This is a genomic window from Kitasatospora sp. NPDC056783 (assembly GCF_042789895.1).
Classification (GTDB): Bacteria; Actinomycetota; Actinomycetes; order Streptomycetales; family Streptomycetaceae; genus Kitasatospora.
Genome location: NZ_JBHUAF010000031.1, coordinates 18,562 through 36,864, shown reverse-complemented (window position 1 = coordinate 36,864; position 18,303 = coordinate 18,562). Strand labels below are relative to the sequence as shown.

Genomic DNA, 18,303 nt, shown 5'->3' with positions numbered 1-18,303 from the left:
GCCGCCGCGATCTGGCACAACTGGAACACCGGGGCCACGATCAAGCGCTCACTCATCGCCTATGACCACTGAGAACATCGGACTCATTCATCTAGGGGTGGGGGCCATGACACTGAGGATTTTTCGCACCGACGGCGACCACGTGGAGGAGATCGTGGGGTCCACCGTCGCCCTGGAGCGGCACCTGCAGTCGTACATCGAGCGGAACATGGCGGCCATGCTCGGCGTGCGCTTCCTGGACACAGAGGTGTCGACCGGCCCGGTACACGGTGGGCGAATTGATTCGCTCGGTCTGGACGAGGACGGCTCCCCGGTGGTGATCGAGTACAAGAGGTCCCGGGACGAGAACGTGATCAATCAGGGGCTGTTCTACCTGTCCTGGTTGCGCGACCACAGGCACAGCTTCGAGTCCCTGGTGGCGCAGAAGCTCGGCCCGGAGGTCGCAAAGTCAGTTGACTGGACGAGCCCGCGGATCATCTGCGTGGCCGCGGAGTTCAGCCGGTACGACCAGCACGCCGTCCGCGAGATCGATCGCCGCATCGATCTCGTCCAGTACCGGCGCTTCGGCGACGGCCTGCTGTCGCTCGATCTGGTGGTCTCGACCGCCGGCTCCGGTGCTCGAGCGGCACGTACGGGCGCCGCAGTCGCACCCGCGGCACACTCGGCAGTCTCCCAGCGGCTGGCTGGCGCGGTGGCGGCGGTTCGGGAGCTGTACACCGATCTGGACGGACGGCTGTTGGATCTCGGGGACGTGCACAGCGTCGAGCTGCGGCACTACATCGCCTACCGCCGGGGTGGGAACTTCGTGACGGTGAAGGTGCTCTCCAACGGGCTGCGGCTGTACCTCCGTCTGGCTCCGACGTCCGTGGAGCTGGAGCCCGGGTTCACGCGCGACGTCTCGGGCATCGGCCACCATGGGACGGGCGACTTGGAGGTGCGGATCGGGTCCGTGGATGACCTCGACCGAGCGATGCCGCTGCTTCGTGCCTCGTACGAGGCGGTTGCATAAGTGCATTGGACGGCCCGGGTTCCCTGCCGCAGTAGGAGTTCCGGGGCCGTTCCGCCCTCTGTCGACGGAACGGCACGGGCCCATTCTGGTCACCGCGTGCGCTGTTGCGCCATGTTGTCTTCGGCGGCCGCAGTGTTCGGGCGGGGTTTGGGCTCTCCGTGCGCGGTCGTGGCGGATCGGGCCCGGGCAGCGGCCATCCGGGCCGGCGACGTGGATCGGTGCCGGGTTTCGAGCGGGCGGACGTCGAGGTAGACGAGGTGCTCGGAGGCAAGGTGACGAGGTGCTCGGAGGCAAGGTCTCGTCCGAGGCGAGCCACGGGCGTGGGGTCGGTCAGGGCCTTCGTGATGCCGACCAGCAGATTCACGGGCACGTCCGCCGGCATCTTCAGGTACCAGCCTTCCTTCCGGCCTGGGCCCAGGGTGCCGCCGCTGATCACCCAGTCGGATTCCTGGTGGTCCGGCTTGATCCAGCGGGAGATGCTGGCCATTTCGCCGTCCGGCGATGTCCAGCAGAGCAGGCGGCGGCTGCTGACGCTGTTGTCCCACCCGGAGGCGATCACGTGGTCGAGGGCTTCCACGTTGGAGAAGGTCGGGCGGAACAGGTTGTCCGGCCTGGATGCGAGGGTGGCGGCAAGGGCTTCGTGCAGGGCGGCGACCACCTCCGGTGGTGTGCGGTTGTCCGCGGAGGACCACCGTCGTTCTCCGCCAGCTCCGGTCTGGTGGTGGACTGTTGTCCAGGAGGTCCCGGTGCTGTCGGTTCTGGATCTCGCGCTCACCTGTGTGCACGGGCTGGTGTACACCGTTGCGCCATCGGGTTCCTGGGTCACTGTCCAGCCTCGGTCGCGAAGCGGCGCTGCGGCGAGGTCGCGGCTGTGGTGGCTGGGTCCTGCGAGGTAGAGCGGGCTTACGAGGGCCAGGGGCTCGGGTCCGCTCGGCCGCTCGAAGAGCAGCGTGGCGCGTTCAGCCGCATCTTTGATCAGCTTCTCCGTGTGGCGGTTCGCTTCCTCCCGTTGCTGCTTTGGCAGGGTTCCCCACGTTCGGGGTTCGGCGTGACCTGAGGTACTGGGGATGATCTGGTCCCACATGGCGTCGCTGAGCGCCGAGGAGTCCCAGGACATCCTGCGCTCGCTCACCCACGCTGCGGCTACTCGGAGGTCCTCGTTGGTGAACCACAGGTCCCGGAGCGGGGTTTCGACCCGCGGCGTCGGGAGCCTGCTGGTCCGACGGGGGGGCCGAGCCAGTCTCGGGCTCGCGGCCGAACAGGACGGGTGCACGGCGGGCGGCATCGACGACCATGTCGGTGACCAGGGTGTACGCGAGGTGCTTCTGGTCGTTGGGCAGGTCGTTCCATGTCCGGCCCACGGTCGTGCGGGTGTTGGAGATGATCTGGTCGCCGATCATGTCGGCGTCCTGGAAGTCCTCGATGGACTCCATCGCCTCCGCCGACAGATCGATGGCGATGGCGAGCAGGTCTTGATCGGTGTACGGCGGGACCCCGGGCCGGGCCGGGCGTTGGTCGGCCGCCGTGCTCTCGGGGCTGTCGCTCGTGGCCTGCTCGCCGAGGTGCTCCAGCAGTTCCTCGTGCAGCCAGTCGCGGTTGCGCTTGAGCGGCGTGGGGTCGGTGAGCGCGCGGGCGAGCGCGTCGACGACGATGGTGGGCGTGCCGGTCGTCGCCATGGCCTGCCAGAACGGCGGCTCTCCGCCGTTGCCGCGGGGCCCGATCTCGACGTACAGATGGGGTCGGACCATCAGGTCGAGCGCGTCGCCGGGCGGGTCGATGCGGATCTGGGCTCGGGCGAGGCGGTCGGGGGCCTCCAGGTCGAGGAGGCCGTCGTGGTAGGTGCTGCGCCAGCCGGCGTCCTGGAGCGTGCGGATCATGGTCCGGCGGTCCGTGGGAGCCTTGAGGGCAGGGTGGCCCTCACCGGTCCAGTCGACGCCGGAGCCGGTGCGGGCGAGTTCCTCGGCGACGGCCGCAACGAACTCGGACGGGGCCTGCTTGGAGAAGGCGAGCTGCCACTGGGGCGAGGCGAGTGGCTCCCGCGAGGCGGCGATGTGCCACCAGGCGCCTGGGTCGAGCTGCCCGTCGGCGAGCCGGACGCGGTGGTCCGGGCTCCAGGCGAACGACTGGCTCAGCGACGGCACGTTGCTGTGGCCCCAGCCCCACTGATCGACGAGCCGCTCGAAGGGCGCGTTGCTGAGCTCGCGGCCGGCCAGGTAGGCGGGGGCAACGTCGATCAGCGTGTCCGGGTCTTCGGCGATGTCGGTCCTCCGTGGGTACGGGAGCCGCCGGGTGGGGCGGGTTCGGCGCGGGTCGGGTTGTCGGTGGTGGGGATGGCCCTGGTGGTGGCGGTGGCCGCGTGGCGCCTCGGGTGCGGGGCGCGGTCGTCCTCGTGCAGGGTTCCGAGGGCCTTGATGCGCACCGCGGTGTCGAGCAGTTGCCTGTGCATGTGGTCGAGGGCACGGGCGTGCTCGGCGAGGATGTCGGACAGGTCGTCGCCGGGTACGTGATCGAGCCTGGCGGCCCAGCCGCCGAGGGCACCGGTGAAGGAGGCGAGGCGGGCCAGGGCGCCGTCGTCACCGAAGACGGCGTCAGCATGCCGGGCCACGGCCTCATGGTCCTGGCCGGGCTCGGCGAGGCGACCGGTCAGCTCGGCGAGTTCGCGGCCGGGGTCGGGCGAGCGGGTCGTGACGAAGGCGGCGGTGGGTGGTGCCGGGACGCCGAACCTGGCGTCGAGGTCAACGGCGAACCCGAACTCGTGCAGGGCGTTCGCCGCGTCGACCACGGTGGCGCTCTGCCGTTCCTCGTCGAAAGAGGCGGGAAGCCGCAGTTCCATGCGGTCGCCGCCGGACTCCAGTTCGGTGAACGCGTGCTTCTCCAGCACCATCAGCGCATAGCTGGAGCCGGGTCCGGTGACGACGGCGCGCCCCTCCGGCGAGCGGGTGAACGTGTAGGTGGGAATCGAATAGGCGATGGTGGTGTCCTTGCGAGTCGTCCGGCCGTCGGCCCCCCTGCTGGGACGGCAGTTGGGCGGATCCAGCACCGATTGCCGACGAGGCAGCCGGCGCGATTGGTGTATTCAGCGGTCCTGGGTTGCACTACGGGGCGACCTCGCCGGCGACGACAGGTGTCCGGGTTCGGTGGAGTCCGCAGTGTCGCCGGCCAGGGCGGCGCTCGGCCGCCGCGGTGGTTCAGCGGCGCCGGGCAGCAGATGTGGTGGAGGTCCACACGACGGTCGACGGCCCGGGCAACGGCGCGCCCTGGGGCCGGCCGGTGACCGAGCGCAGCCGGGCGGCTGTGCGCTGGATGTCCAGTGGGCTGGGCGCGGGCGGGGTGAGCGGTGTGATCGTGGCCGTCTGCTTGACGTAGTGGTCGAGCGCGCCCCGGTAGCGCAGGACGGGTGCGGGGTCGAGGACTGCTGCGGAAGCGGCGTGGAGGATGCGGGCGGGCGTTGCGCCGCTGAATCTCCCGTACCAGCCTGCGGACTTGACGGTGCCGATGGTGAACCTGCCGTCCTGGCCGGCTTGTTCGGCGTCGTCGGTGTGCCGGGGTCCGGCTCGCCGGTAGGTGATGCTCGCCAGGCGGTCCGGGGATCTCAGGGTGAGGTGATCGCGGTCGACGCCTTGGGGAGTCCATCCGGCTGCGGCGTAGGGGGCGATCCACTCCAGGGGGCCGGCGGTGCGCTCGTCGAGCCAGGTGTCGTCGTCCGCGCTGTACGTGCCGGCGAGTTCGGTGGTGACGGCCTTGACGATCTCGATGGGGGTGCCGTCGGAGAAGTTCGCGACCCAGCGGGGTGGGAAGAAGGGGGCCGGGGCTACGGCGATCTTCCACAGGGTGTTCCAGTCCTGTTCGGGGATGAACCCGATGCGGATGCGCCCGTCCGTGGTGGCGGCGTAGAAGTTGCCGAGGTCGTCGTGGTGCCGTTCGGTGTTCGGCAGGTCGAGGATGGGCTGGAGCGCGGGGTCGCCGATGGGCAGGCTTCCGGCCAGGTAGACCGGGTGGACGTGGACGTCGCCGTCGATGTCCGTCCAGTGTCGGGGGTGCGCGGTGGTGCTCAGGTCGTCCTTCCTGCCGGTCGGTTGGCGGCGGCCTGTGCTGCTGCGGCGGCTGCGGCGTTCCACCGTTCGACGGGGATGTCGGCCAGGGCGGTGCGCCCGGTGGCGGTGGCGGCCGCGGATCGCGGTGAGCCCTTGTGGGGCCGGACGTCCACCACGCCGAGGTGGGCGGTGGGGACTTCCGCGAGGCGCCGCAGGCTGGGCTGCGGGTCGGTGAGGTGGTCCAGGGCTGCGGTGATCAGGCGAGTGGGTGTGTTCTTGGAGAAGTGCGCCTGCCACGCCGTTCGGATGGTGTCGTCGCCGGTCCCGCGGGCCCAGAGGGTGACCCCGGCCGGGTAGTCGCGGCTCCAGGGTGCGTCGTGGAACGCTCCTCCGTCCCAGCGGATCAGCCCGGCGGTGGCGTCGGGCGAGCGGAACGCCATTTCCGAGGGGGTGCTGACGTCCAGCCAGTCGGACTCGCGCATCTGGGCCAGCAGGGTCTCGCAGGTGTTCTGCCTGCCCCAGAGCGCTTCTTCCTTTACGGCGGGGCTGCTGTAGGAGAGGGCGTGGGAGAAGGTGCTGGCGACGGCGAGGGCGATCTCGTGCGGGGCATCCAGGTCGAAGGTGGCGTGCCAGGCGCGCTCGCCCGCTGGGGATTCGTATCCGGCGAGCGTCCAGCTGGAGTAGCGGTCGCCGGGCTCGTGGTCGAGCCGGATCCGGCCGGTGAGGCAGTCGCTGACGGCGACGCTGGTGTCTCCGCCGTCGCAGGAGTACCGGGACCAGCCCTGGTGCTCGGCGAGGAAGGCCTCGAAGGCCGAATTGGCGGTGTCCGGGCGGCCGGGCCCCGCGAGGTAGCCGGGGCTCACCACGACGTGCCGCTCGCCGTCGACGATGATGCTGGGGTCGAGCTGGTCACCGGCCACAGGCGGGCTCCGGGCGACGTCGGGCCACCGGGTGCGTACGCAGGGACGCTCGGTGGAGCATCGGGATCCGGGAAGCCCTGCGGGTGTAGCGGCCGGGGTCGGTGACGGTGCGCAGGGCAGCCATGATGACGCTGGTCGGCACAGTGCGGCTGAACTCGGCCGTCCACCAGGTCGCTTCGTGGCCGCGGGCGCCGGCGGTGAGGGTGTAGGCGCGGTCGCGGGCGTCGCCGTCGCCTTCGGCGGCGAGGTGGATCCGCACGGTGGCGGTGCCGTCGGGCGCGTCGAGGGTGGAGCTGCAGCACCGGGTGCCGGCGCTCCAGCGGGCACGGGCTGCCTCCGTGTAGAGGGCGTCGAGGGTGTCGGCGTGGGAGGTGTGGCTCCACAGGTGCGGCTCGCGCTCGGTGTCGGTGGGCTGGCCCGTGCCGTGAGCGAGGCGGCGGGCCGCAGCCATGACTACTTCGGCCGGTGTGGCCGCGTCGAAGGTGATGTGCCAGGTGAGGCCGTTTGTCCGGCCTCGGCCGGAGGCGACGGTCCACCGGGGGGAGGTGCTGTCCTCGGTCGGGTCGAGGATCACGATCCCGGTCCCGCTCTCGTGGCAGGCGACCAGGTTGTTGTCCTCCACGGTCAACAGCCAGTCGTCTCGCCCGCTGGTGAAGGCGAAGAGGGCGTCGAGGTCCTCGCCGGGGCCGGCGAGGTAGCCCGGGAAGACCGCCATCGGCATGTCGTGGGACGGGGTGGTGTGCGTCATCGGGTGGTGGCTCCATCGGGTGGGGTGGGGCGGCCCCGGGGTGGTCCGGGGCCGCTGGGCCGCTGCCGGATTCGACCGGGTCGGCGGTCGAGGCCGTCAGGTGCCTCGGGTGGCTACGCCGGGTCCCGGTCGGCGGCGGCGGTTCGCTTGGCCTCGGCGAGGCGCTCCTCGGCGATGTCCGCGTAGTGGCTGGTCAGTTCGATGCCGAGGAAGCTCCTGCCTTCGAGGATCGCGGCGACGCCAGTCGAGCCGGACCCTGCGGTGAAGTCCAGGATCCGGCCGCCCGGCGGGCAGATCTTGACCAGGTCGCGCATCATGCTGACGGGCTTCTGGGTGATGTGCTGGCGCTTGCTGCCCGAGGGCTGGCTGCCTTCCAGCAGGCCCTTGAGGTAGACGGGGTTGCGGTCGCCGTCCATCGCGCCGCGGCTGCCCCAGACCACGAACTCCGTGTTCTGCGTGAAGCGGCCCTTCTGTGGGCGGGCGGCCGGCTTGTACCAGGGCACGATGCCGCGCCAGGTCCAGCCGCCGGCCTGGAGCGCGTCCGTGGTGACGGGCAGTTGCCTCCAGTCGGTGAAGACGGCCGCAGTGCCGCCGTCAGTGGTCAGCCGGTAGGCCTCGGCGAGCAGCTGCGAGAGCCAGAACCCGTACGACCGCTGGTCCTTGTTCTCGCCGGGGAAGTCGGGGAGCTGGTTCTTCGAGCCGGCGGTGGTGTACTTCGCCTTCGCGCTGCGTCCGACGCGTTCCTGGGTCGTGCGCCCGCCGCTGTTGTACGGCGGGTCGCAGATGACGCAGTCGGCCGCTCCGGCCGGCAGGCCGCTCAGGAGGGTCAGGGCATCGCCCCGGAGAAGGGTGTAGTCGGTCAAATGTCCTCTATCAGGGGGGTGTGCGGATCCGCCGCCGGATCTATTCCGGCTGCGGTCGGCGCATAGAAAGAGCCCGAAGCGCAGGCGCTATCGGGTCTCCTTCGAAGGTAGGAGCCGGAATGGCTTTTTTGCAAGGAGTTCGGAAATTTCCGCGAATTTTTCCGATCTCCTTGCACGATAGCTATTCCGGCTCCTACCTTCGAAGACGTCGCCAAGTGCTGCGACCAGGCTGGATGGGCGGATGAACCCCCATCTGGATTCCTTGGCCGGCCGCGACTTCCCCTCTTTCGCAAGTGCACCGGAACGCCTTTCCGCGCCCCGGTTGCACAACCTCACGATCGGAGATTCCCCTTGCCGGGACTTCACCTCTTCATGCCTTCCGATGGCCCGCCGGGCCCGAGCCGGAAGGGCGCGCAGCAGCGGCAGGCGGTGTGAAGAAGGCCGTCGCCGGTCTCGGCGCCGCCGTTCTTCTGACGCCGTTCGCACTGATTCTGCCGGTGGCCATGGCCGCCCAGGAGGAAGGCGAGCTGGATGGCGGGTCCTGCGTGGGAACCGGCGATCCGCAGGCTGTGGATACCGCCGCGATCCAGGCCGCTGTCGCGCTCATCCTCTCCGGCGCTGCCGGGCCGACCGCGCCGGTTGCCGGGCTGGAGTTGCCGACCGTGCAGATCCCGATGGCGCAGGCCATCGTCGCCACTGGCATCGCCCTTCAGGTGCCGCCGCGCGGCCAGGTGGTCGCGCTCGCCACCGCGATGCAGGAGTCCCGGCTGCGGAACCTGTCCAGCGGTGACCGCGACTCGTTGGGCCTGTTCCAGCAGCGGCCGTCGATGGGCTGGGGCACCCCGGCCCAGCTGCAGGATCCGGTGTACGCGTCCACCGCCTTCTACAAGGAGCTGCTCAAGGTGCCCGGGTGGCAGGACCTGCCGGTCACCGTCGCCGCGCAGAAGGTGCAGAAGAGCGGCTACCCCGACGCGTACGCGCAGTGGGAGCCGCTGGCCAGCGCCCTGCAGCAGGCGATCGGTTCGGCTCTCAAGGCCCCGACCGTCGGCGCTCCCCCTGCGCCCGGCACCGCGCCGAGTTCGTGCACGCCCCCGGGCGCCAACACCGACTGGGGCATCATCCCGCCGGGCGTCCTGCCGGAGGGCTACACCATCCCCAGCGACGCCTCTCCGGCCGTGCAGTCGGCGATTCGCTGGGCCCTCGGCCAGCTCAACACCCCCTACCAGTGGGGCGGCTCCTGCGCGAACTCGCACGGGCCCGACCCGATGGGCCGCTGCGACTGCTCCAGCCTGATGCAGCAGGCGTACAAGGCCGCCGGGATCACTCTGGACCGCACCACCTACGACCAGGTGAAACAGGGCACCGCCGTCGCGGTGGACCAAGTGCGCGCCGGCGACCTGCTGTTCACCGAGCGGGGCGCCCAGGGGCCCGAGCACGTGGGCATGTACATCGGCAACGGCCTCGTCGTGCACGCCCCGCACACCGGGGACGTCGTGCGCATCGCCAGCATCAATTCCTGGAAATCCGGCGTGATCGCGGTCCGCCGAGTCGCTCCCTGAGCGCCTCCTCCCCTCTCTCCTCTCCGTGCCGGCGCGGCGCCGCTCTGCGTTCCGGCACGCCCTTCCTCTCTCTGGAGAACCGTTTGTCCTTGATCCTCGCCGCCCAGGCGGTCACCACCCTCGCTTACGATCCCGGCGTCACCCCAGCCGAGGGCGGCCTTCCCGGCCTGAGCGTCCTCAAGCAGGTCGTGAGCAGCATCAACCTCTTCGCGGTCGTCGCGACCGTCGGCGCGCTCTGCGTCGCTGGCGTGGTCTGGGCGTGGGGCCACCACAGTGGTTCGCACGGCGCCGAGCAGAAGGGCAAGCAGGGTGCCATGGTCGCTGCGGGCGTCGCTCTGCTCCTGGGCGCCGCCAACGGGCTGGTCGCCTTCTTCTCGGCCCTGGGAACGCAGGTCAAGTAAGTGCCCCAGCCCAAGTCCCACAGCGCCGATTCGACGCTCCGCCGCAGGCTGCTGATCGGGCTGGGCGTGCTGCTGGTCGTCGGCCTGCTGGCCGGGCTCCTCGCCCGGCTGGCGGGCGGCGGCCACGCCGCCCGCACGGACCCGCAGCCCACCTCCCCGCCGCAGCCCGGCTCGTCGGCCGGCATCCCGGCAGGACCCCATGCCAGCGCTTCGCCCGGCGGGGCGGGCGCCACCGTCGCCCGCGCCCCGCACACGAGCAGCCCCACCGAGTTCGGCGAGGCGTTCGCCCAGGCCCTGTGGACCTACGACTCCCGCAAGGTCACCCAGCCCGACTTCGCGTCCGGCCTGCGCCTGTGGCTCACCCCGGAGAGCCAGTACGCCGACGGCGACTCCGTGGCCGGCCAGGTCCCCGACCCGGTGCTGTGGTCGCGGCTGCGTGACAACGGCCAGACCTCCACGGCCGGCCAGGCCTCCGCCCACGTGCCCGACTCCTACACCAAGGCGATCCAGCAGAACCCGGCTGCCTTCACGGAGGCCTACATCTACGCCGTCACCGTCACCGCGAAGGTGACCGTCGCCTGGGACGGCGGCGGCCAGGGCGCCGAGGACCGCGCCATCACCCTGGCCGTCCAGTGCCGCCCGGGCAACGATTGCGCGCTCGCCTCCTTCGCCCCCACCGTCTACCCCTAACTCCCCTTTCCCGTCTCTTATTTGAGGAGAAGACCATGGGTTTTTGTGATCTTCCGGGCGCGGGGTTGATCTGCGACGTCGCCGGCGGCGTGTCCAACAGCATCACGGACTCGATCGGCAAGTGGATCGCCAAGTCGTGCGGTGAGCTGGCGAAGAGCGCCGTAGACCTGGCCAGCCGCGCCGTCGACAAGACCACCAGCGTCGACCTCAGCGCCGGCTGGTTCCGTGACAACTACGCGCTGATCCTGCCCATCGCCTTGGTGATGCTGGTGATGACCTTCACGTTCCAGCTGGTTCGGTCGGCTTGGCGCCGGGACGGACAAGCGCTCGGTCAGGCCGTCACCGCCACCATCAGCAGCACTCTCTTCGCCGTCACGGCGGTGAGTTTCACCGGCGTCGCCCTGGCGGTGGTCGACGCGCTGTCCCGCGGCCTGTTCACCATCGCCAACTCCAGCATGGACGACGCGGTGCGCCGCATCGTCCGGGTGTCGATGATCTCGGTCGTCTCGCCGCTGGGCTGGGCCGTTGCCGCTCTGGCGGCGCTCGGCTGCGCCATCGGCGCGATCCTCTACTGGGGCATGATGATCTTCCGCAAGGTGTCGATCCTCATCCTGGTGATCCTGGCGCCGTTCGCCGCCGCCGGAGGCCCGTGGGAACCGACCCGCGACTGGCGCAAACGCTGGATCGAGGCCACTGCCACCGTGGTCTTCTCCAAATTGGTGATGACGATCATCATGCTGGTGGGCGTCTCCGCGATCGGCAACACCGATACCAAGGACGGCATTCAGGCCATGAGCGACATCATCGCCGGCCTCGTCGTGATGGCGCTCGTCCTGTTGTGCCCGTTCATGATCTACAAGTTCGTCCACTGGGCGGGCGACGGCCAGTCCGCCGGGCTCCACCAGTCCGCAGCCGCCGGTCTGCAGACCGCCAGTGCCACCGCGAAGAAGGGCGGCCGGATGGCGATGGGCGCCGCCTCCGGCGGAGCGGCGGGCGGCGCCGCGATGGCCGGGGGCAGCCCCGCAGGCCCGTCGCAGGTCCCCGGCATGCAGTCCGTCGGCGCCGGCCAGGGTGGCGGAGGTGGCCAGGGCCCCGAGGGCCCGAGCACCGACATGCTCGCCAAGGCGACGCCCACCTCCTTCCAGTACGGCCAGCAGCGCTCCGGCGGCGGCGACGGAGGCGTCCCGCTCGTCAAGCGGCCCAACACCGACCGCAGCGACGGCGACCAGGGCCGGGCACTGGTCACCCGTCCGACCGGCTCCGGCACGTCCCTGGGCTCGGGCTCGGGCGGATCCTCAGGCCCCACCGCGTCCGCCGGGTCGAGTCCGGCAGCGGCCGCCCACGCCGCGGCCCGCTCTCCCGGACTGTCGACTCCGGGCTCCGCACCGGCCCCGGCCGGAGCACCCGCGAGCCCGGGATCCGCTCCCGCTTCGCCCCGTGTCCCCTCGGCACCGTCGCCGGCGGCCTCGCCCGCGCCGGCAGGCAGCCCAGCAGGTACTTCAGCCTTCGGTCCGGTGATCACCCCATCGCCCGGTCCGGCGAGGGACACCAACACCCCCCAGCGGTTCACCTTCCCTTCGGGCCCGCCCTCCGCCTGACGGACCGACCCCCTCTTCCTCCCCGCTTCCCCTCCGGGAAGGAAGAGGGATAGCCCCTGCCCTACTTGCAGAACGATCCTGCGCCCTCCGGCCGGCCATGCCAGGAGGGAACAGGGCCGCCCTCCTCCCCCGCACCAGAGAGCAACCCCTTCCTGAGCACGCCCAGCGAGACCCCCGCCACCGTCAAGTTCCCTGCCCGCAGCCGCCGGGGCATCCTCCTCGGCCTGACCCTCCCGCAGCTGATCCTCACCGCGATCGGCGCAGCGGTCCTGCTCGCCGTCCTGATGACGCTCGGCATCATCGGCGCCTTCGCCCTCACCCCGCTGTGGGTGCTGATGGCCGTCACCGTCGTCTTCCGAATACGCGGACGGTCGCTGGCCGACTGGGCGCCGATCGCCACGCGCTACTGGCTGCGCCGTACCCGCGGCCAGCTGATCTGGCTGGCCCGCCCCTCGACCCGCCCCCGCGTCGAAGGCCTGCTCCACCTCCCCGGCACCGCCGCCTCGCTGCGCGCCGTCACCTCCCCCGACGGACGCCTCGGCGCCGTCCACGACCAGCAGCAGGCCACCCTCACCGCCGTCACCCGTGTCAGCAGCAGGGCGTTCGCCCTCCTCGACCCGTCCACCCAGGCCGACAACGTCGCCGGCTGGGGCCGGGCCCTGGCCGCGCTGTCACGATCGGGCCAGATCGCCCGGATCCAGGTGATGGAACGCACGGTCCCGAACTCGGGCGACGCCCTCCAGCGGTACTGGCTGGAGCACGGCCGTCCTTCGACGCCGGTTGCCGGTCCGATCTACGAGGACCTGCTCGCCGCCGCCGGACCGTCCGCCGCCCCCCACGAGGCGTACATCGCCATCGCGCTCGACCTGCGCGCCGCCCGCCGCCTGCAGCTGCTCACCGACGCACCCGCGGCCTGACCCGCCCGCCGCTGCCCGTCTTCCTCCACGCGAAGGACCACCATCATGCCCTCCTCCCCCCTTGCCCAGGCCCAGCGCATCCAGGCCGCCGTGTCCATCCTCGGTCCGCAGGACACCATCTCGCTCCTACGCCTGCTCAAGCTCTCCGACGGCCGCCGGCCAATGTCCGAACTGGCGGAGAAGTCGTACGGGATGACCGAAGCCCAGCTGGAGCGGCGGCTCGACGCGATGGAGGAGAACGGACTGATCACCCGTCGGCAGGAGGCTGGCACGACCGTCGTCTCCGCCACCCGGGCGGGGCGCGAGGCCGTCTCCTACCTCCAGATCCCCATCGCCCGCTGGGCCTCCGCCCACCAGGGCGTCCCCGAGTTCGGGACCGGCCCGGGCGCCTACACCGAGCAGGCCCTGGCCACGCTCAATCGGGCCCACACAGTCTCCACCGTGATGGCCCTGGCCGCCTACGGGGAGCCCGCCTACCCGAGCGAGATCCTCGACGACGCCCTGCCGACCGGCATGGACCCCAGCAGCCTCTATCAGCGGCTGCAGCAGCTGGAGGCGGACGGGATCGTCGCGCGCACCGGCGAACGCCGCACCTACATGTACGGGCTGACCACGGCCGGAACGGCCCTCGCCGATCCGCTGGATGCCATCGGCCGCTGGGCCCAGCGCCATCTCCCGGCGCCGCCGCGCTCCGAGACGACCGTCCGCCGCGCCGGCGCGCGCAACACCGCTCCCGCCACACCTGCCCGTCCGGCCCCCGCGAAGCCCTCGCCCATGCCCCCCGCCAGGGGGGCAGCCCCGGCCGTGGCGCAGGCGCAGGCGCAGGCGCCGTCGCCGTCGCCGTCGCAACTGGCGGCCACACGCGCCAAGGCAGCCTCCGTCCGGTCGGCGACCGCCGCGCTCGTCTTCAGTCACGAGGCTCCGCCGCAGCCCGCCCCTCTCATCTCCAACTCCACCGCCGCCAAGCGGCGCTGAGGACCTCCATGGATTCCACCACCACCCCGTCCCCGTCCGCTCCTCGGGCACGCCGCACAGCTGCTTCCAAGCCGAAGCCCCGGGTCGCCCCCGTCCTTCCCGACCTCTCCCGGAGCAGCCGGATCGTCGGCGTCCGGCCCGCCTACCTCGCTCTCGGCTCGTACACCTCCGTCGCCCGCGCCCGCAGGGTCCTCCAGGAGGCGTCCTGGGCCGACGCCACCCGAGACCAGGGCCACGTGTTCTCCCGCGGCGGCGTCGAAGTGGTGCTGCACGACCTCACCGACAAGCGGTACCAGCGGGAGGCACTCACCGCTCAAGGCCCCGGCTGGCACGCGACGTTCAGCTCGCAGAGCCCCGACGAAGTCCTGGCCTCCGCCGCAGAGGCGCTGGTCGAGGCCGCCATGGTCAGCGAGGAAGGAGAACCGGACCGGTCCGATCTCGACGATGCGCTCTCCTGCCTGTCCGATGCCGGGTGGGACGACGCGGACGCCCTCGGCCGCGGGGTCACGCGGGTCACCTCGCCCGACCATCTCGCAGAGGTCCTGTGTCCTCCCGACCAGGAAGCCTGGCTGGTCACCGTCGGCATGGACGGCGAGGGCTGGGAGGCCGAACTGGTGGGCGACTGCCCGGAGGCGCTCGTCGAGAGCGTCATCAGCTGCCTCGCCGCCGAGTCCCCGGCCCGCCGCCGCAGCGCCGATCTGCCGAACGCGCTGCACCGCTACCTGGAGATCGGGCCGGACCCGTACCGCTCCGACGCGGCTCGCCAGACCTCGCCGTCCGCCCGGGCCGCAGGTCCCGCCGCGACCGTCGTCACCCCTGTCCAGGGCGTCACCGCAGCCTCTCGGAGGAGCCGTTGACCACCGACCGCCACGAGGCGACCGTGCTGCTGACCGCCGACCTCCAGGAGGAGTCGGAGCAGGTCCAGGCGCTCGCCCACGCTCTCAACCTGCCCCACCACGCCCTGGACCCGGTGCGGCTGCTCAGCCGCAACCTGCTGAGCATCCTGGTCCACCTCGCCACCGTCAGCGCCTCGGCCGCCGCCGTCGTGGACGCCGCCGACCCGCCCACCGGCGCCCACCTTCGCGCGCTCGCGCGAATCGAGCAGGCACAGCAGGCCCTGCTGTCCGCCGGCGGGTCGATGGCCACCGTCCTCGACCAGCTGACCTCCCCCGACAGCACCATCACCGACGCCGCCGGGCTCGCCCAGGCCGGACGCCTGCGCGCCGGCGCGCTGCTCATCAGCGCGAGCGCCCACCTCGGGGCCGCCGCCGCCGCGCTGCGCGCCGCACCGCCCGGCTGATCCCGCCCGCACCACCAGGAGACCCCGCCGCCCGCATGCACCCCGCTTCCACCTCCCGGCCCCGCCCCACCACGCGCGACGTCCTCGCCCGCCCGCACGTGCGCGCACTGCTCGCCGGCACCCTCGTCGGCCGCCTGCCCACCGCGATGGCCCCCCTCGCGCTGCTGCTCGCCATACGGGCGGCCGGCGGTCCGGTCGTGCTCGGGGGCGTGCTCGCCGCCCTCTACGCACTGGCCGGCGCCATCGGACAGCCCCTGCTCGGCCGTCTCGTCGACCGCTCGCGCCTGGGTATCGTCTCGGCCCTCGGGGCGAGCGTGGCGTTCGTGGCGTTCAGCCTGCTCGCCGCGACCGATCTGGCCGCCCGGCCGCTCGTTGCCGCAGTCCTCGCCGTCCTCGCCGGTGCTGCAACACCGCCGCTGGAGGCTGGACTTCGCGCTCTGTGGCCGCGGCTCGTACCTGATCCGGCCGAGCAGCGGGTGGCCTTCACCCTGGACAGCGTCAGTCAGGAGATCGTCTTCGTCGCCGGGCCCCTGGCCGCCACGGCCGTGTGCGAACTCCTCTCCCCGGCTGCCGCGTTGTGGGCGTGCGGGGTCATCGGCGGCATCGGCGCCGGCGTGGTCGCCACCCGACCGCCCGCCGGCTGGCCGCCGGCCGAGCGGCGCGAGGTCCACTGGAGCGGACCTCTGCGCTCGCGCGGCCTGCTGGTCCTGCTCGCCGCGATGCTCTGCCTCGGCGTCAACCTCGGCGCCTTCAACGTCCTGGCCATCGCGCTCGCCGACCGCACCGGTGCCGGGTGGCTGACCGGGCTACTGCCCGCAGCGCTGTCCGTCGGCAGCCTGCTGGGCGGGATCGCCTACACCCGCTCCCCCTGGCCGCTCTCCCCCCAGCGCCAACTGCTCGCCGCGGCCGGCGGGTACGCGCTGTCGTTCATGCCGATGCTGTTCGCCACCGCTCCGCTCGCCGCCCTCGCCTTCGCCGTCGCACCCGGCCTCTACCTCTCCCCGCTGCTCGCCACCGCCTTCGCTCTCTGCGACGGGCTGGCGCCCCGGGGCACCGCCACCGAGGCCGGGGCCTGGCTGGTCGCGGTCGTCGGCGTCGGCCAGGCCCTCGGCACCGCCGTCGCCGGCCGCCTCGCCGAACACGGCACCGCCCCCGTCGCCACCCTGGCGGTGTTCGCCGCCGTCCTGGCCGCGGCCGTCCTCCTCCCCCGCGCCGACCTGTTCAACCCCCACCCCACCACCTCTCAGGAGACCAGCACTTGACCACCAGCACCACCGCCGCCGCCCGGATCCGCATCGTCTGGGACTGGAACGGCACCGTCCGCGACGACCTCGGCGACCACGTCGCGGCCCTCAACGCCACGCTGCCCGCCCTCGGCGGCCAGCCGATCGACGTCGACACCTACCGCTCCCAGCACCGGGTGCCGATCCGCTCGTTCTACGACCACCTCCTCGGCCGCTCGATCAGCGACGAGGAATGGACCAGCAACGACGCCGCCTTCCTCGCCGTGCTCGACCAGCGCCCGGTCCAGCTGCGCTCGGGCGTCAGGCAGGTGATGCTGGGCCTGCGCGCCCGCGGCATCCGCCAGTCCCTGCTCTCCCTCGCCCCGCACGAGCGGCTGCTCCACGAGGTACAGCAGGTCGGCATCAGCCAGCTCCTCGACCGCATCGACGGGCGCATCGGCCCCTCCGTCTCCACCAAGGCACCGGCGCTCGCCGCCCACCTCGCCGCCCTCGGCCCCGGCATCGATCCGGCCAACGTCATCGTGATCGGCGACAGCGCCGACGACGCGGTCGCCGCCCGCGCGGTCGGCGCGATCCCGGTGCTGCACACCGGCGGCCTGCACTGCCCCCAGCGCCTGGCCACCGACGGCGCCCCGCTGGTGGACACCCTGGCCGAGGCCGTCGAGGTCGGCCTCGCCGCCGTCGCCGCCCGCGCATCGGCCACGCCGTGAACCGGCTCTCCGGCACGCCCGCGCCCGCACCGACCGATCCGACGATGATCGGCACCGCGATGGTCCTCAAGGAGTTCGACGTCGGCCACCCCCGGGACATACCGGGCGTGCGCGACGACGAGGGAAGCCTGATCGCCAGCTCGGCCTCCGAGGTCCTTCGTGTCGCGCGTCGCCTCGACCAAGTCCAGCAGAACATGGTCGCCAGCGCCCGCAGCATCCGCGGCGACGTACAGCGCGTCATCGACGGCCTCGACACCGACATGCCGCTGACCACCGGCGTGCTCGGCACCAGCGCCCACACGCTCGACCTCCTGTGTGCCCGCCGCGCCGAGCTCCACCAGCGCCTGGATCGCCTCATCGGGCTGCACAAACTGCTGGCCTCCCAGACACCGGCCGAGCCCGCCACGCCGGCGCGGGCGCCGGAGCGACAGCGCGCGACCGAGCCACCCCGGCCGGTGAAGCTCAGTTCCCCCCAGCGCCTGGCCCTCGACGCCGTCGCCCGCGGCAAGGTCACCGTGCAGGAGAGCGGCATCCGGCACGGCCAGCAGATCATCAGTCCGGGCATGCGCGTCAGCGCCGTATCGGTTAACTGGCTGATCGACCGCAAATTGGTCGATCACGACATGAGCCGGTCCTTGTATGTGGGGCGAAAGCTTCGGCTGACGCCCGCCGGTGCCCGGGTGCACGCCTCCCTCGCCGGGAGCCCCGGCACCGAGGCAGCATCCCCGACCGCCGCGACGCCGGGCCGGGACACCGCTTCTGCGGCCCAGGAGCCCCCAGCCCGCCGAGCGCCGCACCGATGACCGAGACTACCGACGCCGACTTCGGCCTGGCCGGCCTCGACCCCGCCACCGCCGACGACACCGTCGGCGCCCGCGTCCTGCATCACAGCGGCGTCGACCTCGCGGTGGAGCACGCCCCCGGTCTGCGCATCAGCACCGCCTTGGGCGCGGTCGACGGCCGCCACATCGCCGCCGTCATCACCCGCGACCAGCGCGCCGGCACCTACACCATCCGCCTGCACCACACCGGCGACAGTGCCGACGCCCGCACGTGGCTGGCCACCCAGGCGGCACGGGCGACCGCCTCCGCCACGCCGACCTCGACCCGCCGCACCGCCGCCACCGCGCGCAGCACCCGGACCAGCCCAACCGGCCCCGGCCCGGCCGCCGCCTCCGCCGCGCCCGCAGGCCGATCCGCAGTTCGCCACCGCTGACCCAGGAGACGCCATCGCCCCCACCGCCAGCTCCGCCCTCGGCTTCGACACGTACGACCTGGAGCCCGCTGACGAGGAGAGCGAGGAAGTCCTCTCGCGCCTTGCCGTCCGCGAGAGCG

18 protein-coding genes and 2 pseudogenes are annotated in these 18,303 nt (G+C 72.1%); 13 read left to right on the top strand and 7 right to left on the bottom strand.

The features are described from left to right. Positions 1-61 precede the first annotated feature (61 nt). Entirely contained in the window at positions 62-1,009 is a 948-nt protein-coding gene (locus ACFRMQ_RS07700; RefSeq protein WP_380728048.1) for a DUF5655 domain-containing protein, read from the top strand. Between the two features lie 325 nt (positions 1,010-1,334). Here ACFRMQ_RS07700 and ACFRMQ_RS07695 read toward each other — a convergent pair. The 7 genes and pseudogenes from ACFRMQ_RS07695 to ACFRMQ_RS07665 all read right to left on the bottom strand — a co-directional run. Continuing rightward, a pseudogene (locus tag ACFRMQ_RS07695) lies at positions 1,335-1,808 on the bottom strand (DUF317 domain-containing protein); the annotation flags it as partial. Positions 1,809-1,968: 160 nt separating this feature from the next. Then, positions 1,969-3,150, bottom strand: a complete 1,182-nt coding sequence (locus tag ACFRMQ_RS07690) for a DUF317 domain-containing protein (protein ID WP_380728045.1) — start codon at positions 3,148-3,150, stop codon at positions 1,969-1,971. Positions 3,151-3,242: 92 nt separating this feature from the next. Further along, entirely contained in the window at positions 3,243-4,049 is an 807-nt protein-coding gene (locus ACFRMQ_RS07685; protein WP_380728043.1) for a hypothetical protein, read from the bottom strand. A gap of 148 nt (positions 4,050-4,197) precedes the next feature. After that, the gene (locus tag ACFRMQ_RS07680) at positions 4,198-5,127 is read right to left on the bottom strand and encodes a DUF317 domain-containing protein (RefSeq protein WP_380728041.1); all 930 of its coding nucleotides are present in this window, start codon (positions 5,125-5,127) and stop codon (positions 4,198-4,200) included. Beyond that, the gene (locus ACFRMQ_RS07675; RefSeq protein ID WP_380728039.1) at positions 5,061-5,963 is read right to left on the bottom strand and encodes a DUF317 domain-containing protein; all 903 of its coding nucleotides are present in this window, start codon (positions 5,961-5,963) and stop codon (positions 5,061-5,063) included. Before ACFRMQ_RS07675 ends, ACFRMQ_RS07680 begins: the two co-directional genes overlap by 67 nt. Beyond that, positions 5,953-6,711 carry a DUF317 domain-containing protein gene (locus tag ACFRMQ_RS07670; protein WP_380728037.1) on the bottom strand — a complete coding sequence of 253 codons (759 nt, stop codon included), beginning with the start codon at positions 6,709-6,711 and terminating at the stop codon, positions 5,953-5,955. The genes ACFRMQ_RS07675 and ACFRMQ_RS07670 overlap by 11 nt, the downstream gene beginning before the upstream one ends. A 113-nt stretch (positions 6,712-6,824) precedes the next feature. Then, positions 6,825-7,574 carry a DNA-methyltransferase gene (locus ACFRMQ_RS07665; RefSeq protein WP_380728035.1) on the bottom strand — a complete coding sequence of 250 codons (750 nt, stop codon included), beginning with the start codon at positions 7,572-7,574 and terminating at the stop codon, positions 6,825-6,827. A gap of 431 nt (positions 7,575-8,005) precedes the next feature. On the opposite strand from ACFRMQ_RS07665, the gene ACFRMQ_RS07660 reads away from it, so the two are divergent. The 12 genes and pseudogenes from ACFRMQ_RS07660 (at position 8,006) to ACFRMQ_RS07605 (ending at position 18,184) form a co-directional block, all read left to right on the top strand. Then, the gene (locus ACFRMQ_RS07660) at positions 8,006-9,133 is read left to right on the top strand and encodes a C40 family peptidase (RefSeq protein WP_380728033.1); all 1,128 of its coding nucleotides are present in this window, start codon (positions 8,006-8,008) and stop codon (positions 9,131-9,133) included. Positions 9,134-9,225: 92 nt separating this feature from the next. Further along, positions 9,226-9,534 carry a DUF6112 family protein gene (locus ACFRMQ_RS07655; protein WP_380728056.1) on the top strand — a complete coding sequence of 103 codons (309 nt, stop codon included), beginning with the start codon at positions 9,226-9,228 and terminating at the stop codon, positions 9,532-9,534. After that, a complete protein-coding gene (locus ACFRMQ_RS07650) occupies positions 9,535-10,224 on the top strand; it encodes a hypothetical protein (RefSeq protein ID WP_380728031.1) in 690 nt (229 codons plus the stop codon). A gap of 35 nt (positions 10,225-10,259) precedes the next feature. After that, the gene (locus ACFRMQ_RS07645; RefSeq protein WP_380728029.1) at positions 10,260-11,822 is read left to right on the top strand and encodes a conjugal transfer protein TrbL family protein; all 1,563 of its coding nucleotides are present in this window, start codon (positions 10,260-10,262) and stop codon (positions 11,820-11,822) included. Between the two features lie 152 nt (positions 11,823-11,974). Further along, positions 11,975-12,709, top strand: a pseudogene (locus tag ACFRMQ_RS07640) (SCO6880 family protein); the annotation flags it as partial. Between the two features lie 75 nt (positions 12,710-12,784). Then, positions 12,785-13,714, top strand: a complete 930-nt coding sequence (locus tag ACFRMQ_RS07635) for a winged helix-turn-helix transcriptional regulator (protein ID WP_380728027.1) — start codon at positions 12,785-12,787, stop codon at positions 13,712-13,714. An 8-nt stretch (positions 13,715-13,722) separates the two neighbouring features. After that, entirely contained in the window at positions 13,723-14,571 is an 849-nt protein-coding gene (locus ACFRMQ_RS07630) for a DUF317 domain-containing protein (RefSeq protein ID WP_380728025.1), read from the top strand. After that, entirely contained in the window at positions 14,568-15,014 is a 447-nt protein-coding gene (locus ACFRMQ_RS07625; protein ID WP_380728023.1) for a hypothetical protein, read from the top strand. Before ACFRMQ_RS07630 ends, ACFRMQ_RS07625 begins: the two co-directional genes overlap by 4 nt. A 35-nt stretch (positions 15,015-15,049) precedes the next feature. Continuing rightward, positions 15,050-16,276: an MFS transporter gene (locus ACFRMQ_RS07620; RefSeq protein WP_380728021.1), complete on the top strand. Its 1,227-nt coding sequence runs from the start codon at positions 15,050-15,052 to the stop codon at positions 16,274-16,276. Beyond that, positions 16,273-16,968, top strand: a complete 696-nt coding sequence (locus ACFRMQ_RS07615) for an HAD family hydrolase (RefSeq protein WP_380728019.1) — start codon at positions 16,273-16,275, stop codon at positions 16,966-16,968. The genes ACFRMQ_RS07620 and ACFRMQ_RS07615 overlap by 4 nt, the downstream gene beginning before the upstream one ends. Then, positions 16,965-17,771, top strand: a complete 807-nt coding sequence (locus ACFRMQ_RS07610) for a hypothetical protein (protein ID WP_380728017.1) — start codon at positions 16,965-16,967, stop codon at positions 17,769-17,771. Before ACFRMQ_RS07615 ends, ACFRMQ_RS07610 begins: the two co-directional genes overlap by 4 nt. After that, positions 17,768-18,184, top strand: a complete 417-nt coding sequence (locus ACFRMQ_RS07605; RefSeq protein ID WP_380728015.1) for a hypothetical protein — start codon at positions 17,768-17,770, stop codon at positions 18,182-18,184. Before ACFRMQ_RS07610 ends, ACFRMQ_RS07605 begins: the two co-directional genes overlap by 4 nt. Positions 18,185-18,303 lie beyond the last annotated feature (119 nt).

Coding starts and splice junctions, on each gene's coding strand:
- ACFRMQ_RS07700 (WP_380728048.1), top strand. CDS start 62: ATGACCACTGAGAACATCGGACTCATTCATCTAGGGGTGGGGGCCATG.
- ACFRMQ_RS07670 (WP_380728037.1), bottom strand. CDS start 6,711: ATGACGCACACCACCCCGTCCCACGACATGCCGATGGCGGTCTTCCCG.
- ACFRMQ_RS07645 (WP_380728029.1), top strand. CDS start 10,260: ATGGGTTTTTGTGATCTTCCGGGCGCGGGGTTGATCTGCGACGTCGCC.
- ACFRMQ_RS07635 (WP_380728027.1), top strand. CDS start 12,785: ATGCCCTCCTCCCCCCTTGCCCAGGCCCAGCGCATCCAGGCCGCCGTG.
- ACFRMQ_RS07630 (WP_380728025.1), top strand. CDS start 13,723: ATGGATTCCACCACCACCCCGTCCCCGTCCGCTCCTCGGGCACGCCGC.
- ACFRMQ_RS07620 (WP_380728021.1), top strand. CDS start 15,050: ATGCACCCCGCTTCCACCTCCCGGCCCCGCCCCACCACGCGCGACGTC.
- ACFRMQ_RS07605 (WP_380728015.1), top strand. CDS start 17,768: ATGACCGAGACTACCGACGCCGACTTCGGCCTGGCCGGCCTCGACCCC.